Source organism: Streptomyces sp. NPDC002867 (genome assembly GCF_053591895.1).
Genome location: NZ_JBSFUR010000016.1, coordinates 49,056 through 64,891 on the forward strand (window position 1 = coordinate 49,056; position 15,836 = coordinate 64,891).

Consider the following 15,836-nt stretch of genomic DNA (forward strand, 5'->3'; position numbering starts at 1 on the left):
GCCGACCGGCGCACCGGCCGACCGGCGCGCCGGCCCGCCGGTGATCATTACCCTCCGTCACGTCCGGACCGTGCTGTGTACGCCGATGCTGGGTACGCTCCAGACATGAGGCACCATCTCCGCCACATGGGGCCCGGCATCGAGCCCCTTCCCGAAGTCTGGACCGGCCGAGCGACCAATCGCCTGCAGTGGGTGCTCGCGGCCGCGGGTGCGGCCTGCCTCGCGCTCGGTATCAAGCTCGCCGTCTCGGCCGACTGGGAGACGGGCATCACAGCCCTGTTGATGGCGGTGATCGGCTGCGTCGCGGCGGGCCTCCTGGTGCTCTACGGGACGCTTGCCTTCGTCCGCCTGGAAGTGACCATCGACCGGGAGGCCCTCGAAGTGCGCTGCGGCCACGTGGGCCTGCCGCGCAAGCGCATCCTCCTCAGCGAAGTCGTCAAGGCGGACTACGACCCGAAGGTCACCCCGCATCAATGGGGCGGCTGGGGCTGCCGCTGGCGCCCGGAGAAGGGGACGGCGTGGGTCGTGCGGCGCGGCGAGGGTGTGGTCGTCACGCTGGCGGGCGGCGATACGTTCACGGTGACCGTCGACAACGCCGCGATGGCCGTGCGCGTCATCCGGGACCGCCTCAGCCGGTCGAACAGCGGCCCCGTGCCGCACGTCTGAGCCGGGCCGCCCCACGCCGGGCACGGTCGTGCCGTCCCCGTCGCGCGCGGTGACCGCTCTGCCGGGCACGCAGGGCACCGCCGTAGACTCCGGCAGGTGAGCGTCACCATCACCCCAGTCGACATCCCGCAGCCCGCCCGCGCGGCCGGCCGCCCGCTGATCCGGCGGTTCGTACGGCCCGGAGCCGCGGCCCTGGCAGGGGTGCTGCTCTACCTGAGCTTCCCGCCGAGGCCCCTGTGGTGGCTGGCGCTCCCCGCGTTCGCGCTGCTCGGGTGGGCCTTGCGTGGGCGGCGGCCGCGGGTGGCGCTGGGCCTCGGCCACCTGACCGGCCTGGGCTTTCTGCTCCCCCTGCTCGTCTGGACCGGCGAGGAGGTCGGCGCGGTCCCGTGGCTGGCGCTCGCCGCTGTCGAGGCCGTGTTCGTCGCGGTCACCTGCGTGGGCATGGCGGCCGTCTCGCGCCTGCCCGCGTGGCCGGTGTGGGGCGCGGCGGTGTGGATCGCCGGAGAGGCGGCCCGTGCCAGGGTGCCGTTCGGCGGCTTCCCCTGGGGGAAGATCGCGTTCGGACAGGCGGACAGCCTCTTCCTGCCGCTGGCCGCCGTCGGCGGCACGCCCGTGCTGAGCTTCGCCGTCGTGCTGTGCGGACTGGGCCTGTACGAAACGGTGCGACAGGTGACGGCGCGCCGCCGCACCGGCAGCGTGCGGCGCGCGGCGGCGGCCGCCGCGCTGCTGGCTCTCGTGCTGCCGCTCGTGGGGGCCCTGTGCGCCCGGCCGCTCGTCGACGACGCCGCCGAGGACGGCACCGCGACCGTCGCCGCCATCCAGGGCAACGTGCCCCGCCTCGGTCTCGACTTCAACGCCCAGCGCCGGGCGGTCCTCGACAACCACGCGCAGCGCACCGAGCAGCTGGCCGACGACGTGGCGGCGGGCAGGGCGCCGAAGCCCGACTTCGTGCTGTGGCCGGAGAACTCCTCCGACCTCGACCCCTACCGCAACGCCGACGCCCGCCTCGTCATCGACGAGGCCGTCCGGGCCATCGGCGTCCCGACCGTCGTCGGCGCCGTGGTCACCCCGGAGACGGGCACGCTCCGCAACACGCTGATCGAGTGGGACCCGCGCCGCGGGCCCGTCGACACCTACGACAAGCGCCACGTCCAGCCGTTCGGCGAGTACATCCCGCTGCGTCCGATCGTACGGATCTTCAACTCCGACGTGGACCGCGTCAGCCGCGACTTCGGTCCGGGGCACGAGGTCGGCGTCTTCGACCTGGCGGGGACGCGGGTCGGTCTCGTCACCTGCTTCGAGGCGGCGTTCGACGACGCGGCCCGCGACACGGTCACCCATGGCGCGCAGCTCATCTCCGTCCCCAGCAACAACGCCACCTTCGGCCGCAGCGAGATGACCTACCAGCAGCTGGCCATGTCGCGTGTGCGGGCCGTGGAGCACAGCCGGTCCGTCGTCGTCCCGGTGACCAGCGGCGTCAGTGCCGTGATCATGCCGGACGGCGAGATCGTCCAGGAGACGCGCATGTTCACGCCCGACGCGCTCGTCGCCGAGGTGCCGCTGCGCTCCTCTCTCACGCCCGCCACCCGGCTCGGCGTCTGGCCCGAGGTGGCCCTGCTGCTCCTCGCGGCCGCCGCAGTGGGCAAGGCCGTCACCGATGCCGTACGCGAACGGCGCGAGCGCGCGGCCGCCGCAGCGGAGCAGGGCGCCGGCGCCTGACCTCCCCGGTCGACGCCGGGGGCCGCCCGTTAGGGTCGCGGGCATGGGCACGCCTGACTTCATCCGCGAGATCCGGGCCACCGCAGGCCACCAGCTGCTGTTACTGCCGGGGGTGAGCGCCGTCGTCCTCGACGACGAGGGGCGCGTGCTGCTCGGCAGACGCGCGGACACCGGCAAGTGGTCGATCATCGGCGGCATCCCGGAGCCGGGGGAGGAGCCGGCCAGGACCGCGGAGCGCGAGGTGTTCGAGGAGACGGCCGTACAGTGCGTCGCCGAGCGGGTCGTCCTCGTGCAGGCGCTGTCCGATCCGGTCACCTACCCCAACGGGGATCGCTGCCAGTACATGGACATCACCATGCGCTGCCGGGCGGTCGGCGGAGACGCCCGGGTCAACGACGACGAATCGCTCGAGGTGGGCTGGTTTTCGATCGACTCGCTGCCGCAACTCCAGGAGTCCGACCTGTTCCGGATCAAGCAGGCGCTGACCGAAGGACCAGCATGGTTCCACCCCACCATTGAGCAGTGAAGTATGGGCGCTGACCACATCGGTGGGGTAGTGATCGCTGCCTAGGGTGCACACATGACCGCGCCCATCACCTCAGGTCCCGCAGAGCCCTCCGTCTCCCTCGACCTCGGCGGCCGCAGCGCCCTGGTCACCGGTGCCGCGGGCGGCATCGGCCACGCGTGCGCGCTGCGGCTCGCGGCCGCGGGCGCGAAGGTCAGAGCCGTCGACCGCGACGCCGAGGGGCTGGCCGCGCTGGTGGAGCGGGCCGACGGACTCGCCGGCACCGTCGAGGCGAGGGTGCTCGACCTCACCGACCTCGACGCCGCCGAGGCCGTCGCCGCGGGCGCGGACATCCTCGTCAACAACGCCGGACTGCAACTCGTCCGCCCCATCGAGGAGTTCCCGCCGGACGTCTTCCACACCGTGCTCACCGTCATGCTGGAAGCGCCGTTCCGCCTGATCAGGGGCGCGTTGCCGCACATGTACGCGCAGGGCTGGGGGCGGATCGTCAACATCTCCTCCGTACACGGGCTGCGGGCCTCAGCCTTCAAGTCCGCCTATGTGGCCGCCAAACACGGCCTCGAGGGCCTGTCCAAGACCGCGGCCCTCGAAGGCGCGCCCCACGGAGTGACGTCGGTGTGCGTCAATCCGGGCTATGTGCGCACGCCCCTGGTCGAGAAGCAGATCGCCGACCAGGCGGCCGCACACTCCCTGCCCGAGGAACGCGTCCTGACCGACGTCCTCCTCAAGGACTCGGCGATCAAGCGCCTCGTCGAACCCGACGAGGTCGCCGAGGCCGTGCTGTACCTGTGCTCGCCGCAGGCCGCGTTCATCACCGGCACCTCCCTGGCCCTCGACGGCGGATGGACCGCCCACTGACGGCGGGCGCGGCCGCCGAGGGCGGGCGCCCGGTTGTCCACAGGGCTGGCGCGACCCCGCCCGCGCCGGGTAATCCTGTGTCCATGTCCCTGGATCAAGCCGCCTACCTGGAGCTCCTCGCCCGCGGCGCCGCAGCCGAGGCCTACGACAGGCCCGTGCTCCTCGCGCGGGCACACGGCGCCGACGCCGAGTCGCTCGCCGCCGTCGAGCACGCCAAGCAACTCGCGCTGCGGGTCCGTGCCGAGCTGGAGGGCCGCAGGCGGCGGGAGGCGGAGCTGTCCGCGCTCTTCGAGACGGCGCACGACCTGGCCGGTCTGCGCGACCTCGACGCCGTGCTGCGCGCGATCGTGCAGCGCGCCCGTTCCCTCCTGGGTACCGAGGTCGCCTACCTCAGCCTCAACGACCCCGTCGCCGGCGACACCTACATGCGGGTCACCGAAGGGTCGGTCTCGGCGCGTTTCCAGCAGCTCCGGCTCGGCATGGGGGAGGGCCTCGGCGGCCTCGTCGCGCAGACGGCCCGCCCCTACGTGACCGACAGCTACTTCGGCGACGCCCGGTTCGAGCACACCGGGCCGATCGACGCGGCCGTCAGGGACGAGGGGCTGGTCGCCATCCTCGGCGTGCCGCTGACGCTCGGGAGCCAGGTCATCGGCGTGCTGTTCGCCGCGGACCGCCGCGCCCGCGTCTTCGAACGGGAACAGGTCGCGCTGCTGGCCTCGTTCGCCGCACACGCCGCCGTGGCCATCGACACGGCGAACCTGCTCGCCGAGACGCGCTCCGCCCTGTCCGAGCTGGAGCGGGCCCACGCGATCATCCAGGAGCACAGCGGCGTCATCGAGCGCGCGTCGGAGGTGCACGACCGGCTCACCGAACTGGTCCTGCGAGGCGGCGGTGTCGACGACGTGGCCGCCGCGCTCTCCGAAGTCCTGGACGGCACGGTCGAGTTCACCGATCACGGCCCACAGCTCACCGCGGCGGACGGCCGCGCGGGCCGCCACGGCGACGACTGGGTCGCCGAAGTCTCCGCGGGCGGCGAGGTGTTCGGCGCACTCGTGCTGCGGGGCCACCCCGACCTCGACCCCGTCGACCGGCGCACCCTGGAGCGGGCAGCCATGGTCACCTCGCTGCTCCTGCTCGCCCGGCGATCGGCGCACGACGCCGAACAGCGGGTACGGGGCGAGCTGCTGGACGACCTGCTGGACACGCCGGACCGCGACCCCCGCCTGCTGCGGGAGCGTGCGGCGCGGCTCCGCGCCGACCTGGACCTGCCCCACGTCGTGCTGGCGGCCCGGATCGACGGCCACCCGGACACCGGCTCCGCAGCCGGCCCCGAGTCGGCCGCGCGGGAGAGTGCGGACCGGCAGCGGCTGTGGTCGGCCGCCTCACACCTGGCCGCGACCCGTTCCGGCCTCGCCGCGGCCCGGGACGGCGGCACGGTCCTGCTCCTCCCGCTCGGCCCCGACGACACCCCGGCCTCCCTCGCCCGCCAGACCGCCCGCCAACTGGCGGGCACGCTGCGCGAGTCGGTGACCGTCGGGGCCTCGTCCCCGGTGGCCTCCCCGGCCGGCGACCCCGCTCCGATATCCGGCGCCTACGAGCAGGCGCGGCGCTGCCTGGACGCGCTGCGCCTGCTCGGCCGCTCCGGACAGGGCGCGGCCGCCGAGGACCTGGGCTTCCTCGGGCTGCTGCTGGCCGACCCCGGCGACATCGACGGGTTCGTGCACCGCACGATCGGCGAGGTCGTCGCGTACGACAGACGCCGCGGCACGGACCTGGTCGGCACCCTCGACGCGTACTTCGCCAGCGGCATGAGCCCGGCCCGTACGAAGGACGACCTCCACGTCCATGTGAACACCGTCGCCCAGCGGCTCGAGCGCATCGGCCGGCTCCTGGGCCCCGACTGGCAGACGCCCGCCCGCGCCTTGGAGATCCAACTGGCGCTGCGGCTGTACGGGATGTCCTCGGCGGTGGCGCACCGGGAATGACGCCGGCGGCTCCCTCCCGCCGCTCTTCCGGCTGCCGGAGCGCGCCCTGCCCATGAAGTCCCTCCCGGCGTGCCCTGCACACGAAGCCCGTCTGCCTGGAGCCCGCGCCGCACACGAAGCCGCGCGGGACCGATGTGGTCCCGCGCGGGTTCGTGTGCGGTGGGGAGGGGGCGCTGCTCAGGTGGTACGGGCGGCATCCGCCGATGGGGAGGACACGGAGTCCGCGGCGCCGTCGGAGCCGGGCTCCACGTCGTTGAGGTTCCGGTGCCTGGTCTCCTTGGCGCATGCGATGGCCACCACGGTGAGCAGGGCGGCGGCGATGACGTACAGGGCGATCGGCGTCGACGAGTGGTAGTCGGCGAGCAGGGCGGTCGCGATGAGCGGCGCGGGGGCTCCGGCGGCGACGGAGGAGAACTGCGCGCCGATGGACGCCCCGGAGTAACGCATGCGTGTCGCGAACATCTCGGAGAAGAACGCCGCCTGCGGCGCGTACATCGCCCCGTGCAGCACCAGACCGACGCTCACGGCCAGCAGCAGCGAACCGAAGCTGCCCCGGTCGATCAGCGCGAAGAAGGGGAACATCCACGCGCCGACGCCGATGGCGCCGATGAGGTAGACAGGCCGGCGGCCGATCCGGTCCGAGAGCGCGCCCCAGAGCGGGATCGTCGCGAAGTGGACGGCCGAGGCGATGAGTACGGCGTTGAGGGCGGTCTGCTTGCTCATCTCCACCGCGGTCGTCGCGTACACGAGGATGAACGCGGTGATCACGTAGTAGCTGATGTTCTCCGCCATGCGCGCGCCCATGGCGACCAGCACATCGCGCCAGTGGTGGCGCAGCACGGCCACGAGCGGCATCTTCTCGCCCTGTCCGGCGGCTGCCTTGCGCTGCTCGGCCTGGGCCAGGGCGGCCTTGAAGACAGGCGATTCATCGACGGAGAGACGAATCCACAGGCCGACGATCACGAGGACACCGGAGAGCAGGAACGGGATCCGCCATCCCCACGAGGTGAACGCGGCGTCCGAGAGCAGGGCGGTGAGCGCGGAGAGCACGCCCGTCGCGAGCAGCTGCCCGGCCGGCGCGCCGGTCTGCGGCCACGACGCCCAGAAACCGCGCCGGTCGGCGTCCCCGTGCTCGGACACGAGCAGGACGGCCCCGCCCCATTCGCCGCCGAGGGCGAAGCCCTGCACGAGGCGGAGGACGGTGAGCAGCACGGGCGCCGCGGTCCCGATGGTCGCGTGCGTGGGCAGCAGCCCGATCGCGAACGTGGCCCCGCCCATCAGCAGCAGGCTGAGCACCAGCAGCTTCTTGCGTCCGAGCCGGTCACCGTAGTGCCCGAAGACGAGCGCACCGAGCGGCCGGGCGGCGAAGCCGACCGCGTAGGTGAGGAAGGACAGCAGGGTGCCGACGAGCGGGTCGGACTCGGGGAAGAAGAGCTTGTTGAACACCAGCGCGGCGGCCGAGCCGTACAGGAAGAAGTCGTACCACTCGATGGTGGTGCCGATGAGGCTCGCGGCGACGATGCGCTTGAGCGAGTTCGGCGCTGGTGGAGCGGTTTGTGCGGCGGCCATGAACACCACTTCCGGACGGTTGGGCGGGGACGATTCCGTGTCGCCACACCGTAGAAACACGCAGGTCACGGGCACATGTGCTGGGACACCATAGTTCTGGGCGTGGAAGTGCGTGCGCCCCCCATGCGGGCGGTGCCGGGGTCTCCGCGACGGCCTTGACGAGGCCGCGAAGGGGGCTGTCCGAGGTGCGTTGTTCGGGCATGATGTGGAGGCGCCGTGCTGACTCCCGTGCTGGTTTGATGCTGACTGAAAGCCCACGTCATCACCCGTTCCCGCCCCTCCCGTGGCTGACTTGGTGCTGACTACGCTGCGTAGAACTACGGCATGTGGTGCAGATCGGGCGTTGGGGTTGAGTGCTGGGCAGGCCGACTGGTAAGTCGTAGCGGCCGACCACGATCCGCGAAGGGCCGGCCGAATCGTGGTCTGGCACAGGGATGTGCGACGGAAGCGTCGTGGCTTGGGCCGCCACTGTTGTTGGGCAGTTGCGCGTCAGCGGCAGGGCGCAGGGTCGCAATCTTTGTCTGCATGCCGACGCCGCGCAGAGACCTGGTCGTGCGACGCTGCGACAGCTGCCCGGGTGCGGCTTTGCGGAAACTTGGCTTTTCGCTGCCACTCGGTCCAGAGTCGACAGGCAGCGGTGGGCGGAGTCGGCGCCGAGACCTCTACGGCAGCGGATGGTCGGGGTGCCGGCTGACGGCACCCGGGGTCGTCGGGTCACCGCTCGGGTGGCGAGTGGCCGGGTGGGGGATCAGGTTGGTGTCGAAGTCGCCGTCGGCGATCTCGCGGGCCAGCTGTGCGAGCTGACGTTGGTGGGCGCGGGCGTAGGAGCGGAAGGCGGTGAACGCGTCGTCGAGTGAGATGTGCCAGCGTTCCGCGAGGATGCCCTTGACCTGCTCCAGGACGATGCGGCTGGTGAGGGCGTACTGGAGTTGGGCACGCTCGATGTGGCTGTGGTCCAGGGTGCGCTGCTGCAGGATGGCGATGGTCGCGATGTCGGCCAGTGCCTGAGCGAGGGTGATGTCCTGATCACTGAGGGGTTCGGGGTCGGTCTGGAACAGGGCGAGTGCGCCGATGACGTGGCCGCGCAGCCGTAGCGGGAGTGCGTTGGTGGCCACGAATCCGGTCTCGTGAGCACGGGTGGCGAACTGCGGCCAGCTCTCCGTGGTCTTCGGATCGGTGAGGTTGATGTTGGTGCGGGCCTGACCGCTCTTGTAGCAGTCCACGCAGGGGCCTTGGTCGTGCTGCAGGGCGAAGAGTTCCAGCAGCCGGGTATGTTCGTCGGAGGCGGCGATGGTCTGCAGGATGTCGTGCTGGTCGGCCAGCAGGATGCCGACCGCCGCCACGTCCAGCAGTTCCACGCAGCGCACCGAGAGCTGCTGGAGGAAGTCGATGAGGTCGAAGTCGTCGGTCAGGGAGTCTGCGACTTCCACGAAGACCTCGGTGAGTCGTTGTTCGCGGGGCATGTCGATCAGTCCTTGTCTACGACGGTCGGGGGCGTGCCGTTGCCGTTGCGGTCCAGGCGAAGCTGCCGGTCCACCACGTCCTGTGATATGTCGGTGAGGGAGCGCCCACTGCTGTAGGCATGCGCGCGCAGCCGCAGCAGGGCTTGGGGCAGGGGCAGGGAGAGTTGGACGCTGACCATGCCCGTCGCCTGGTGGATCACGGCGTGCTGCAGGGTGGGCGGGGAGCCGGCCGGGGGCGGCCCAGCCACGCGTGACTCGCCGATGCCCAGGCACCGGGCGGTGAGCGCGTCGGCCAGGATCAGCGCGTCGTCTGCCTGCTGTGCAGCCAGCGGGCCCGGAGTGCGGCGTACAGCGGTCAGGACACCTGTGCGGATCGCGCCGATCGCCATGGGGAAACAGAAGACCGCCCGGGCCGGCAGGGCGGGGGCCTCCATGGCCAGCGCGGGCCAGCGCGCAAGGCGAACGCCGACCAGGTCGGGCACCCACACCATCGCACCGGTACGGGCCGCGTCGGGCCCTGGGCCCTCCCCGAGGGTGAGCTGAAGGTCCTCGAAGCGGCGCGTCTCGGCATCCGAGCACCACAGGAGCTCCGTGAGGTCGCCCTCGGTGACCAGGGAGACCGCGAGGCCGTCCACGCCCAACGCGGCGGCGCCGGCCGCGGTGACATCGGCTACCTGGCCGGAGCCGTCGTCGGACTGCAGCAGACGCAGAACCCCGACCATGCGGTCACTGATCACCCACCACCACCTTGCCCCGTGCCGCCGGCGCCGAGCGGGGTCTTGGTCATGCTTCCCGGCCCGGTCACGAGGCCGGCGATGTGGGATGCCCGGCGGCCAGGTCGTCCGCGACGGTGGCACGCGACGCGGATACCAAGGGCCGGTCGTCGAGGAGGAAGCCGGTGGCGGTCAGATCCAGGAGGCGGGTCAGCATCGGGCTCGGATGTTGCAGACACAGCGACCCCCCGGCCGTGGTGGTGAGCCGAGATGTGACCAGGAAGGCATTGAGGCCGCTGACATCGCAGAAGGTGAGGAGGGTCAGGTCGATGTCGACCGTACGGATTCCGTCCCCCAGGCAGTCTTCGATCACCACGCGCACGGAGTGTGCCGTCTCCAGGTCGAGTTCACCCGCCAGGGTGATGGTCGCGTGGCTTCCCCGGTCGCGCCGGTGGATGTTCAAGCTTGAGAGAACAGGCATAGTGCCTCAGTTCTTATGACCACCTGGTGCAGCGCTGGGCGGGCCTGGAATTTCGGCTACGCCTGGCACGTATTCCGCGTGGTCGGACGCTTTTACAGGTGAGGCAAGCGCGACCGATGGCAACCCTGTTGCAGGGCCGTGAACCCGACCGGCTTCGCCTCGAATGTGGGCCTGTGGTGATCCAGACGTCCTGTCCTCTCCCCGCAGGCACCAGCACGACAACAGCATTGGGCCACGCCGGGGTCTGGGACGTCCATCGCAGCATAGCCCTCGCGTCCACCCCCCGGGCAGCCGTTCCTCGGCCACAGCCTTCCACCGACCCCGCGGCACCTTGTTCCGGCGTCCGGCTTCACGGGCCGTCCTTTCCCCGGTGCCCCATCGTTCACTTGTGATGCATGAGCGTGGTTGGTCGGGATTGGGTCCTGGGTCCCACCGGTGGGCTACGCCGCCAAGGCTGCGTCGTTCTCGCGGGCTGTCCGGTTCGATCACCTGATGTCCGAGGTGGCCAAGAGCCTGGCGGGGTTGCGGGCGTGGTGGCGGAGGCCGTCGGCGATGTTTGTGCGGCCGGTGAGCCGGAGGGGGCCGATGGCCAGGTTGCTGAGGGCGGCCATGGCTCGGGGGGCCGGTCCTCACTCGGGAGGCGTCTTCTGGTGGTTGAGTCGGCGGTAACCGGTCAGCCATGACATGGTGCGTTCGATGACCCACCTCGGCCGAGGCGTTCGCTGGATTCGATGCCTTTGCGTGCGATGCGGACACCGATGCGCTTGCCGCGTTTCGACCTGGTGGCTCCCGGCTTTGCGGGTCAGCGCGGAGTCCGCGCGGCGGCCGCGACGGTGAGGCAGAACAACGCGGGGGCGAGTCTGCGGCCCTGCCGTGTCGCGTTGGAGTCGGTGAAGCCCCCGCGGTGCCCAGACAGAAGGGCGGCAGCCGGCTCGATGTCGCGCGCCAGGCCATGGCCGTCGAAGGCGCGGGCGTGTTCCTTCGCCGCGGCCACCAGGCTCGCGTCGAGGAGAGGACCGGCCGTCGTGACCGCGGTCCTGAGCGTCATTGTCGCGGCCGGGCCGTCGGGGTCCCTGCGGATCTCGGCGATGGTGCCTGCGCCGACCGAGGGGTCGATGGCGGCTATCCTCATGCCCAGTGTGAAGGCCAGCGTCGCGGCGACATCGGCGTCGCGCTTCGGGTCGTAGTCCTTCTCGTGCTCCGGGTGAGCATGGAGGAAGTCGTCGATGGCCGCCCTCCACGCACGCTGGTGGGCGGTCCTGTCGAATCCGGCCGGGCCCGGTGGTATCAGTCCGGTGGTCCGCGAGGCATGCAGTGAGGTGACCGACAGACCGGCTTCCTCGAGCAGGGTCAGCCACGGCGGCTCGGGCAGGTCGAGAATGGACGGGTCGAACAGCGGATCGTTGACCTGCAGCGGCCGCTTCAGCTGTGCTTCCCGCAGCTTCCGCTGGAACTTCACCAAGGCCGCGGCCTGCTCTCCGAGCGCGATGTGTTCGTGCTCGCTGGTCCGGACGCATGTTCCCGGCCGCAGGGCAAGCGCCTCCCGTACGGCGGCGATGCCGATCTCTGATCGCCAGGAGACGTGGGCGCGCTCGGCCGGGACGTGCACCTGGGGCAGTGTCATCAGCCGCGCGAGCGTCTCGGCACTGCCCAGGCGCTGGGCCATTGCCCGGCAGGCGAGGTCGGCGACCGCGGTGACCGGAGCTCGTTCGGGAAGTCCGGCCACCCAGTCCTGTGCGCGCTCGCGAGCAAGCGCTGCGGTGACGCCGGCCGCGCCCTCGGCGTATCCGGTGTATCCGAAGAAGAGGGCCGGCAGTACGAGTTCGTGGTCGGCTGCTCTGACGTCGGCCGCGGTGAGAGTCCGCAGGCCGATGCGGAGGGCGTCGGCCGGAGTGAGGTCGTGGGGCAGCTCGGTCTCGACGGCCGCGAGCGCCCGCACGGCATCGGCCGCGCGGTGGGATTCCCGGGTGGGTTCGGGCAGCCGCTCACGGAGGTCGATGCCGGCAATGGATCGGTGCCCGGCGAGTGCCTCGGCAGGATGGAGGCCCAAGGGGAGCGCTTCCATGCACCGCTCAGCGGTAGAGAGGTCCGCGGACAGTTCCAGGAACAGTCGCGGGGTGTCGATGGGCACATCCAGCCTGTTGCTGAGCGCGAGCATGCGCTCCAGCAGCTCGGCGACGGCGGGCCACTGCCGGTTCTCGCGCAGTACGTCCAACCAGGCGTCCCGCGCGTTGGCGAAGGACGCCTCGCCCTTCGGGGACTTGCCCCTGCACATGCCCAGGAACAGAAGGTCAAGCGGATCGCACTTCGAGTGCCAAGGCGGGGCCGTTCCGGCCTGCAGCCTGGTGACGACCTCGGCATAACCCATGAACAGCCCGGCGGCCGACGACAGTTGGCGACCACGAATGGAGCTGAGGACCTGCTCCAGCCGCTCGTCCTGTGACGGCGTCCTCGCGCGAGTGCCCGCCCGCGACGTGTTCCTGACTCTCTTGCGGCTCCTGCTGGCCCTTCCCACCTCGAGTTCCTCTCACGTTTGTGCGGCGCTCGGCAGCGTCGGTCTGTGGTCCGGCTCGTCCCTGACGCGACCGGACCTGTCGCCGGCTTCGTCGTGGCCGAGCGCCCTTCGCCGAGAAGCTTCGTACCAAGGCAGACATCACCCGGCCGGCCAGCCGTAGGCGGTGCGGGGGAGGCCGGTCAGGCGGTCGAGGGCCGGCGGGCGCACCCCGATGGCGGCTGCGCGGTCCGCCCAGGCCGAACGCCCTGTGCGGAGCGTTGCCGGGCCGGCGGCGGCCGCGGCGTGCGCGGCACGGATTCTGAGCACCGCGACCACCGCGGCCAGCTCCTCGGGGGTGGGCCGCCCGTACAGCACTTCGATGGAATCCATGGGGTGCGTGCTCCTGATGCCGGAAGAACGTGTGACCTGGTGCGGCGCCGACTGGCAGGCCCAACACCTGTCCTACAGGGGGATGTTGCCGTGCTTCTTCGCAGGAAGAGCCTCCCGCTTCGTACGCAGCGCTCGCAGGCCGCGGACGATGTACTGACGTGTCCTGGAGGGCCTGATCACCGCATCGATGTCGCCGCGTTCGGCACTGGTCGAGGGGTTGAGCAGCGTCTGTGCGTACTCGGCCATCAACGTGGCGCGCCGTTCCTCCGCCGAGGCAACTCCGCTGTGGTCAGCTGTGGCCGGCTCGTGCGGAAAGAGGGGAGCCATGGCGGTGTGGGGACCGGCCGCAGCGATCTGTGCGGTGGTCCAGGCCACGCAGAGATCGGCGCCCAGGTGCTTGGTGCCCATCACGTCGTACGCGCCGCCGTACGCTTTGCGGGTGATGACGGTGACGAGGGGGACCGTGGCCTCACCGTAGGCGTATATCAGCTTTGCCCCGCGTCGGATGATGCCGTTGTGTTCCTCAGCGACTGTGGCGAGGAAACCTGGAACGTCGACGAACGTCAATATCGGCACGTTGAAGGCGTCGCAGGTCCGAACGAATCTGGCTGCCTTCTCGGAGGCGTCGATGTCCAGGCACCCGCCGAAGTGCAGCGGTTGGTTGGCGACCACGCCGACCGGGCTGCCCTCCACCCGGCCGAAGCCGGTCATGATGTTCGGGGCGAACAGTGGCTGCGTCTCGAGGAACTCCCCGTCGTCGAGCACGGACTCGAGGATCTGCCGCATGTCGTAGGGCTGATTGGGGGATCGGGGAACGACCGTGTCCAGCTCCAGGTCCTCGGTGCAGTGGTCCCGGCCCACCTCGCAGGGGTGTACCGGCGGCTCGTCACAGTTGTTCGACGGGAGATACGACAGCAGAGCCCTGACGTACTCGACGGCGTCTTCCTCATCGCCCGCCATGTAGTGCGCGACGCCGGAGGCGGCGGCATGCGTGCGTGCGCCGCCCAGCTCTTGAAGGCCGACATCCTCACCGGTGGCCACGGCGATGACGTCCGGCGCAGCGGTGAACATGCACGAGGTTCCCTCGGTCATCACCGTGAAGTCGGTCAACGCGGGTGAGAACACCGCGCTGCCGACGCACGCGCCGAAGACGAGCGAGATCTGGGGCAGCACGCCCGAGCAGTGCACATGGCGGCGGAAGATTCCGCTGTAGACGCCGAGGGCGCTCGTCCGGTCCCCCCAGCCGTCCAGCCCGGCATCATGGATGGCAACGACTGGACAGCCGGTCCTGAGTGCGAAGTCGATCACCTTGACGATCTTCCGGGCCGGCGCCTCGTCCAGAGCGTCACCGGGAACCATGCAGTCGACCGCATAGACGGCCACCCTCCGACCGTCGACCGTGCCGTACCCGGCAACCACCCCACTGCCGCGCGGGCGGCCGTCTCCAGGTCGCGCGGCCGCCTCCTCCAACTCCAGGAAGGAGGATGTATCGACCAGCTGCTCCACGCGTTCCCGGGCGGTCGTCCTTGCCCCCTGCTCCGCGCCCTCGACGCTCCAGTGATCCACGGGTTTCTTGGGCACCGCAGCGCCACGGTGGTCCTTGTTCTCGGCGGCCATGGGCGCCTCCTTATTTTGGCGAGCGGGCGGGTGACAGGTGGGTTGTTCCGGCTCATACCGCGCTCGGTGCGAGACGGGTGGCAGGGATCCGACGCTGCAGGGCTCCCTTGGGCGGTGGGGGTGGCCGCGGCCCGTCGGCGGTGAGGCCGTACCGGAGGAGGGCCGGCGCCGAAGCTGCTTCGTAGGCACTGCCGGCGGTATGCGGGGTCAGAAGAGGTCATGGCACGCCTTGGGTGTGTGGCGCGGCAGGACGCATGAGGCGGCATGGTCGAGGCGTCGCTGAATACGCGAGTGTAGTGATTGTTGAACGATTCCTCAATCCATTCCTCGTCGGTGGCGTCAGTGGTCCGCGTTCCTCTTCGGCGGCATGGACTCCAGGGCGGTCCGCACGTGCCCGTGAGGGCGGCTGAGCGACGGAGACGTTGCCCCAGTTCACCTGTCGTCGCCCCCAACCCGGGGCGCCTCGCCCGGTGAAGCGGGCGGCAGTGCCTGGCGTCTGGAGGGGCACCTGGGGGTGGCTGCAACTTCAAGGCGAAGCCCTTGACAATCGGTGAATTGCCTGCTAATCCAGAAAAAGGATTGTAGAACGATCCCCGGAAAAGGTAGGCGAAAGTCGGGACTCGCGAGCCCATGATCGCGGTCTCACCGAGCCAGAGGCGCCAGTCGCCATTCATTCCGCTCCGAGCCCTCTCGAGGCGGACCGCCTGCGGTCAGTCCCGGCAACGTCGGTGCCGCACACACATCCCTCTTGGGGTACGCAATGCCTCCCTTCGTTTCCGCCCAGGTGGAGCCGGCCGGTCCGACCTTCGGTCAGGCGGAGCTCCAGGCGAGTGTGACCTGGGTTCTGCCCCCGGCCGCCAGTTCCGCCCAGACCGCTCGTCGGCAGGTCGGCGCCCAGCTGGAGGCCTGGGGTCTGCGGCATCTTGTCGACAATGCCGAACTGATCATCTCCGAGCTGGTCACCAACGCCTTCAGGCATGGCTCGAAGGTGGAGCCGGTCTGGCACACGACGCGCCGCATCTCCACCGACTGCGGCGACATGATCCGCCTCGAAGTCGGCGACTGCGGGGGGTCGGGCAGTGTTCCCGCTCGGCGGGAGGTGGCCGATTCCGGCGCCGACGGGGACGAACTCCTCTGTAGTGGCCGGGGGCTGTGCCTGGTGGAGGCCGTCTCCTCGGACTGGGGAGTGTGGCGCCTGCCGCATGGCCATGTGGTCTGGGCGGTGCTGCCTGCCGGAGAGGCCGACCCGGGGATGATCCGCGCTGAAGAGCTGCCGACTGAAGAGCTGTCGTACGAGTACGGCCTGAAATGAACCCGAGTTGTAGAAGTAACCTCCCACCCTCTTGAAGGATCGT

General features: G+C 70.6%; 14 protein-coding genes and 1 pseudogene. 6 read left to right on the forward strand and 9 right to left on the reverse strand.

The window, feature by feature from the left end:
* The first annotated feature begins 105 nt into the window (after positions 1-105).
* The 5 genes from ACWD0A_RS17615 (at position 106) to ACWD0A_RS17635 (ending at position 5,754) form a co-directional block, all read left to right on the forward strand.
* Positions 106-666 carry a hypothetical protein gene (locus ACWD0A_RS17615; RefSeq protein ID WP_451299003.1) on the forward strand — a complete coding sequence of 187 codons (561 nt, stop codon included), beginning with the start codon at positions 106-108 and terminating at the stop codon, positions 664-666.
* 96 nt (positions 667-762) lie between these two features.
* Positions 763-2,385 carry an apolipoprotein N-acyltransferase gene (gene lnt / locus ACWD0A_RS17620; RefSeq protein WP_451299005.1) on the forward strand — a complete coding sequence of 541 codons (1,623 nt, stop codon included), beginning with the start codon at positions 763-765 and terminating at the stop codon, positions 2,383-2,385.
* Positions 2,386-2,428: 43 nt separating this feature from the next.
* Positions 2,429-2,911, forward strand: coding sequence for an NUDIX hydrolase (locus ACWD0A_RS17625; RefSeq protein WP_451299007.1), 483 nt, complete (start codon positions 2,429-2,431; stop codon positions 2,909-2,911).
* A 54-nt stretch (positions 2,912-2,965) separates the two neighbouring features.
* Positions 2,966-3,769, forward strand: a complete 804-nt coding sequence (locus ACWD0A_RS17630) for a 3-hydroxybutyrate dehydrogenase (protein WP_451299009.1) — start codon at positions 2,966-2,968, stop codon at positions 3,767-3,769.
* Between the two features lie 83 nt (positions 3,770-3,852).
* Positions 3,853-5,754 carry a helix-turn-helix domain-containing protein gene (locus ACWD0A_RS17635; RefSeq protein WP_451299011.1) on the forward strand — a complete coding sequence of 634 codons (1,902 nt, stop codon included), beginning with the start codon at positions 3,853-3,855 and terminating at the stop codon, positions 5,752-5,754.
* Positions 5,755-5,931: 177 nt separating this feature from the next.
* On the opposite strand, the gene ACWD0A_RS17640 is transcribed toward ACWD0A_RS17635, so the two are convergent.
* The 9 genes and pseudogenes from ACWD0A_RS17640 to ACWD0A_RS17680 all read right to left on the reverse strand — a co-directional run bounded on the left by ACWD0A_RS17640 (position 5,932) and on the right by ACWD0A_RS17680 (position 14,481).
* Positions 5,932-7,323 carry an MFS transporter gene (locus tag ACWD0A_RS17640; RefSeq protein WP_451299013.1) on the reverse strand — a complete coding sequence of 464 codons (1,392 nt, stop codon included), beginning with the start codon at positions 7,321-7,323 and terminating at the stop codon, positions 5,932-5,934.
* Between the two features lie 662 nt (positions 7,324-7,985).
* Complete coding sequence (locus ACWD0A_RS17645; RefSeq protein ID WP_451299015.1) at positions 7,986-8,786, reverse strand: GAF domain-containing protein; 801 nt, start codon at positions 8,784-8,786, stop codon at positions 7,986-7,988.
* Between the two features lie 5 nt (positions 8,787-8,791).
* Complete coding sequence (locus ACWD0A_RS17650; protein ID WP_451299017.1) at positions 8,792-9,523, reverse strand: ANTAR domain-containing protein; 732 nt, start codon at positions 9,521-9,523, stop codon at positions 8,792-8,794.
* A 64-nt stretch (positions 9,524-9,587) separates the two neighbouring features.
* A complete protein-coding gene (locus tag ACWD0A_RS17655; RefSeq protein WP_451299019.1) occupies positions 9,588-9,962 on the reverse strand; it encodes an STAS domain-containing protein in 375 nt (124 codons plus the stop codon).
* A gap of 503 nt (positions 9,963-10,465) precedes the next feature.
* Positions 10,466-10,591 carry a hypothetical protein gene (locus ACWD0A_RS17660; RefSeq protein ID WP_451299021.1) on the reverse strand — a complete coding sequence of 42 codons (126 nt, stop codon included), beginning with the start codon at positions 10,589-10,591 and terminating at the stop codon, positions 10,466-10,468.
* 42 nt (positions 10,592-10,633) lie between these two features.
* Positions 10,634-10,752 (reverse strand): annotated as a pseudogene (locus ACWD0A_RS17665) (IS5/IS1182 family transposase); the annotation flags it as partial.
* Positions 10,753-10,782: 30 nt separating this feature from the next.
* Entirely contained in the window at positions 10,783-12,255 is a 1,473-nt protein-coding gene (locus ACWD0A_RS17670) for a hypothetical protein (RefSeq protein WP_451299023.1), read from the reverse strand.
* A 378-nt stretch (positions 12,256-12,633) separates the two neighbouring features.
* Positions 12,634-12,864 (reverse strand): acyl-CoA carboxylase epsilon subunit, encoded by a 231-nt coding sequence (locus ACWD0A_RS17675; protein WP_451299025.1) that lies wholly within the window; start codon positions 12,862-12,864, stop codon positions 12,634-12,636.
* Positions 12,865-12,936: 72 nt separating this feature from the next.
* Positions 12,937-14,481 carry an acyl-CoA carboxylase subunit beta gene (locus ACWD0A_RS17680; RefSeq protein ID WP_451299027.1) on the reverse strand — a complete coding sequence of 515 codons (1,545 nt, stop codon included), beginning with the start codon at positions 14,479-14,481 and terminating at the stop codon, positions 12,937-12,939.
* Between the two features lie 832 nt (positions 14,482-15,313).
* On the opposite strand from ACWD0A_RS17680, the gene ACWD0A_RS17685 reads away from it, so the two are divergent.
* Complete coding sequence (locus ACWD0A_RS17685; RefSeq protein WP_451299029.1) at positions 15,314-15,793, forward strand: ATP-binding protein; 480 nt, start codon at positions 15,314-15,316, stop codon at positions 15,791-15,793.
* Positions 15,794-15,836: the final 43 nt, after the last annotated feature.

What these genes read in the sequence shown, in the direction of transcription:
- ACWD0A_RS17615 (WP_451299003.1), top strand. Translation starts at nt 106, where the DNA reads ATGAGGCACCATCTCCGCCACATGGGGCCCGGCATCGAGCCCCTTCCC.
- ACWD0A_RS17625 (WP_451299007.1), top strand. Translation starts at nt 2,429, where the DNA reads ATGGGCACGCCTGACTTCATCCGCGAGATCCGGGCCACCGCAGGCCAC.
- ACWD0A_RS17630 (WP_451299009.1), top strand. Translation starts at nt 2,966, where the DNA reads ATGACCGCGCCCATCACCTCAGGTCCCGCAGAGCCCTCCGTCTCCCTC.
- ACWD0A_RS17635 (WP_451299011.1), top strand. Translation starts at nt 3,853, where the DNA reads ATGTCCCTGGATCAAGCCGCCTACCTGGAGCTCCTCGCCCGCGGCGCC.
- ACWD0A_RS17640 (WP_451299013.1), bottom strand. Translation starts at nt 7,323, where the DNA reads ATGGCCGCCGCACAAACCGCTCCACCAGCGCCGAACTCGCTCAAGCGC.
- ACWD0A_RS17645 (WP_451299015.1), bottom strand. Translation starts at nt 8,786, where the DNA reads ATGCCCCGCGAACAACGACTCACCGAGGTCTTCGTGGAAGTCGCAGAC.
- ACWD0A_RS17660 (WP_451299021.1), bottom strand. Translation starts at nt 10,591, where the DNA reads ATGGCCGCCCTCAGCAACCTGGCCATCGGCCCCCTCCGGCTCACCGGC.
- ACWD0A_RS17670 (WP_451299023.1), bottom strand. Translation starts at nt 12,255, where the DNA reads ATGTGCAGGGGCAAGTCCCCGAAGGGCGAGGCGTCCTTCGCCAACGCG.
- ACWD0A_RS17675 (WP_451299025.1), bottom strand. Translation starts at nt 12,864, where the DNA reads ATGGATTCCATCGAAGTGCTGTACGGGCGGCCCACCCCCGAGGAGCTG.
- ACWD0A_RS17680 (WP_451299027.1), bottom strand. Translation starts at nt 14,481, where the DNA reads ATGGCCGCCGAGAACAAGGACCACCGTGGCGCTGCGGTGCCCAAGAAA.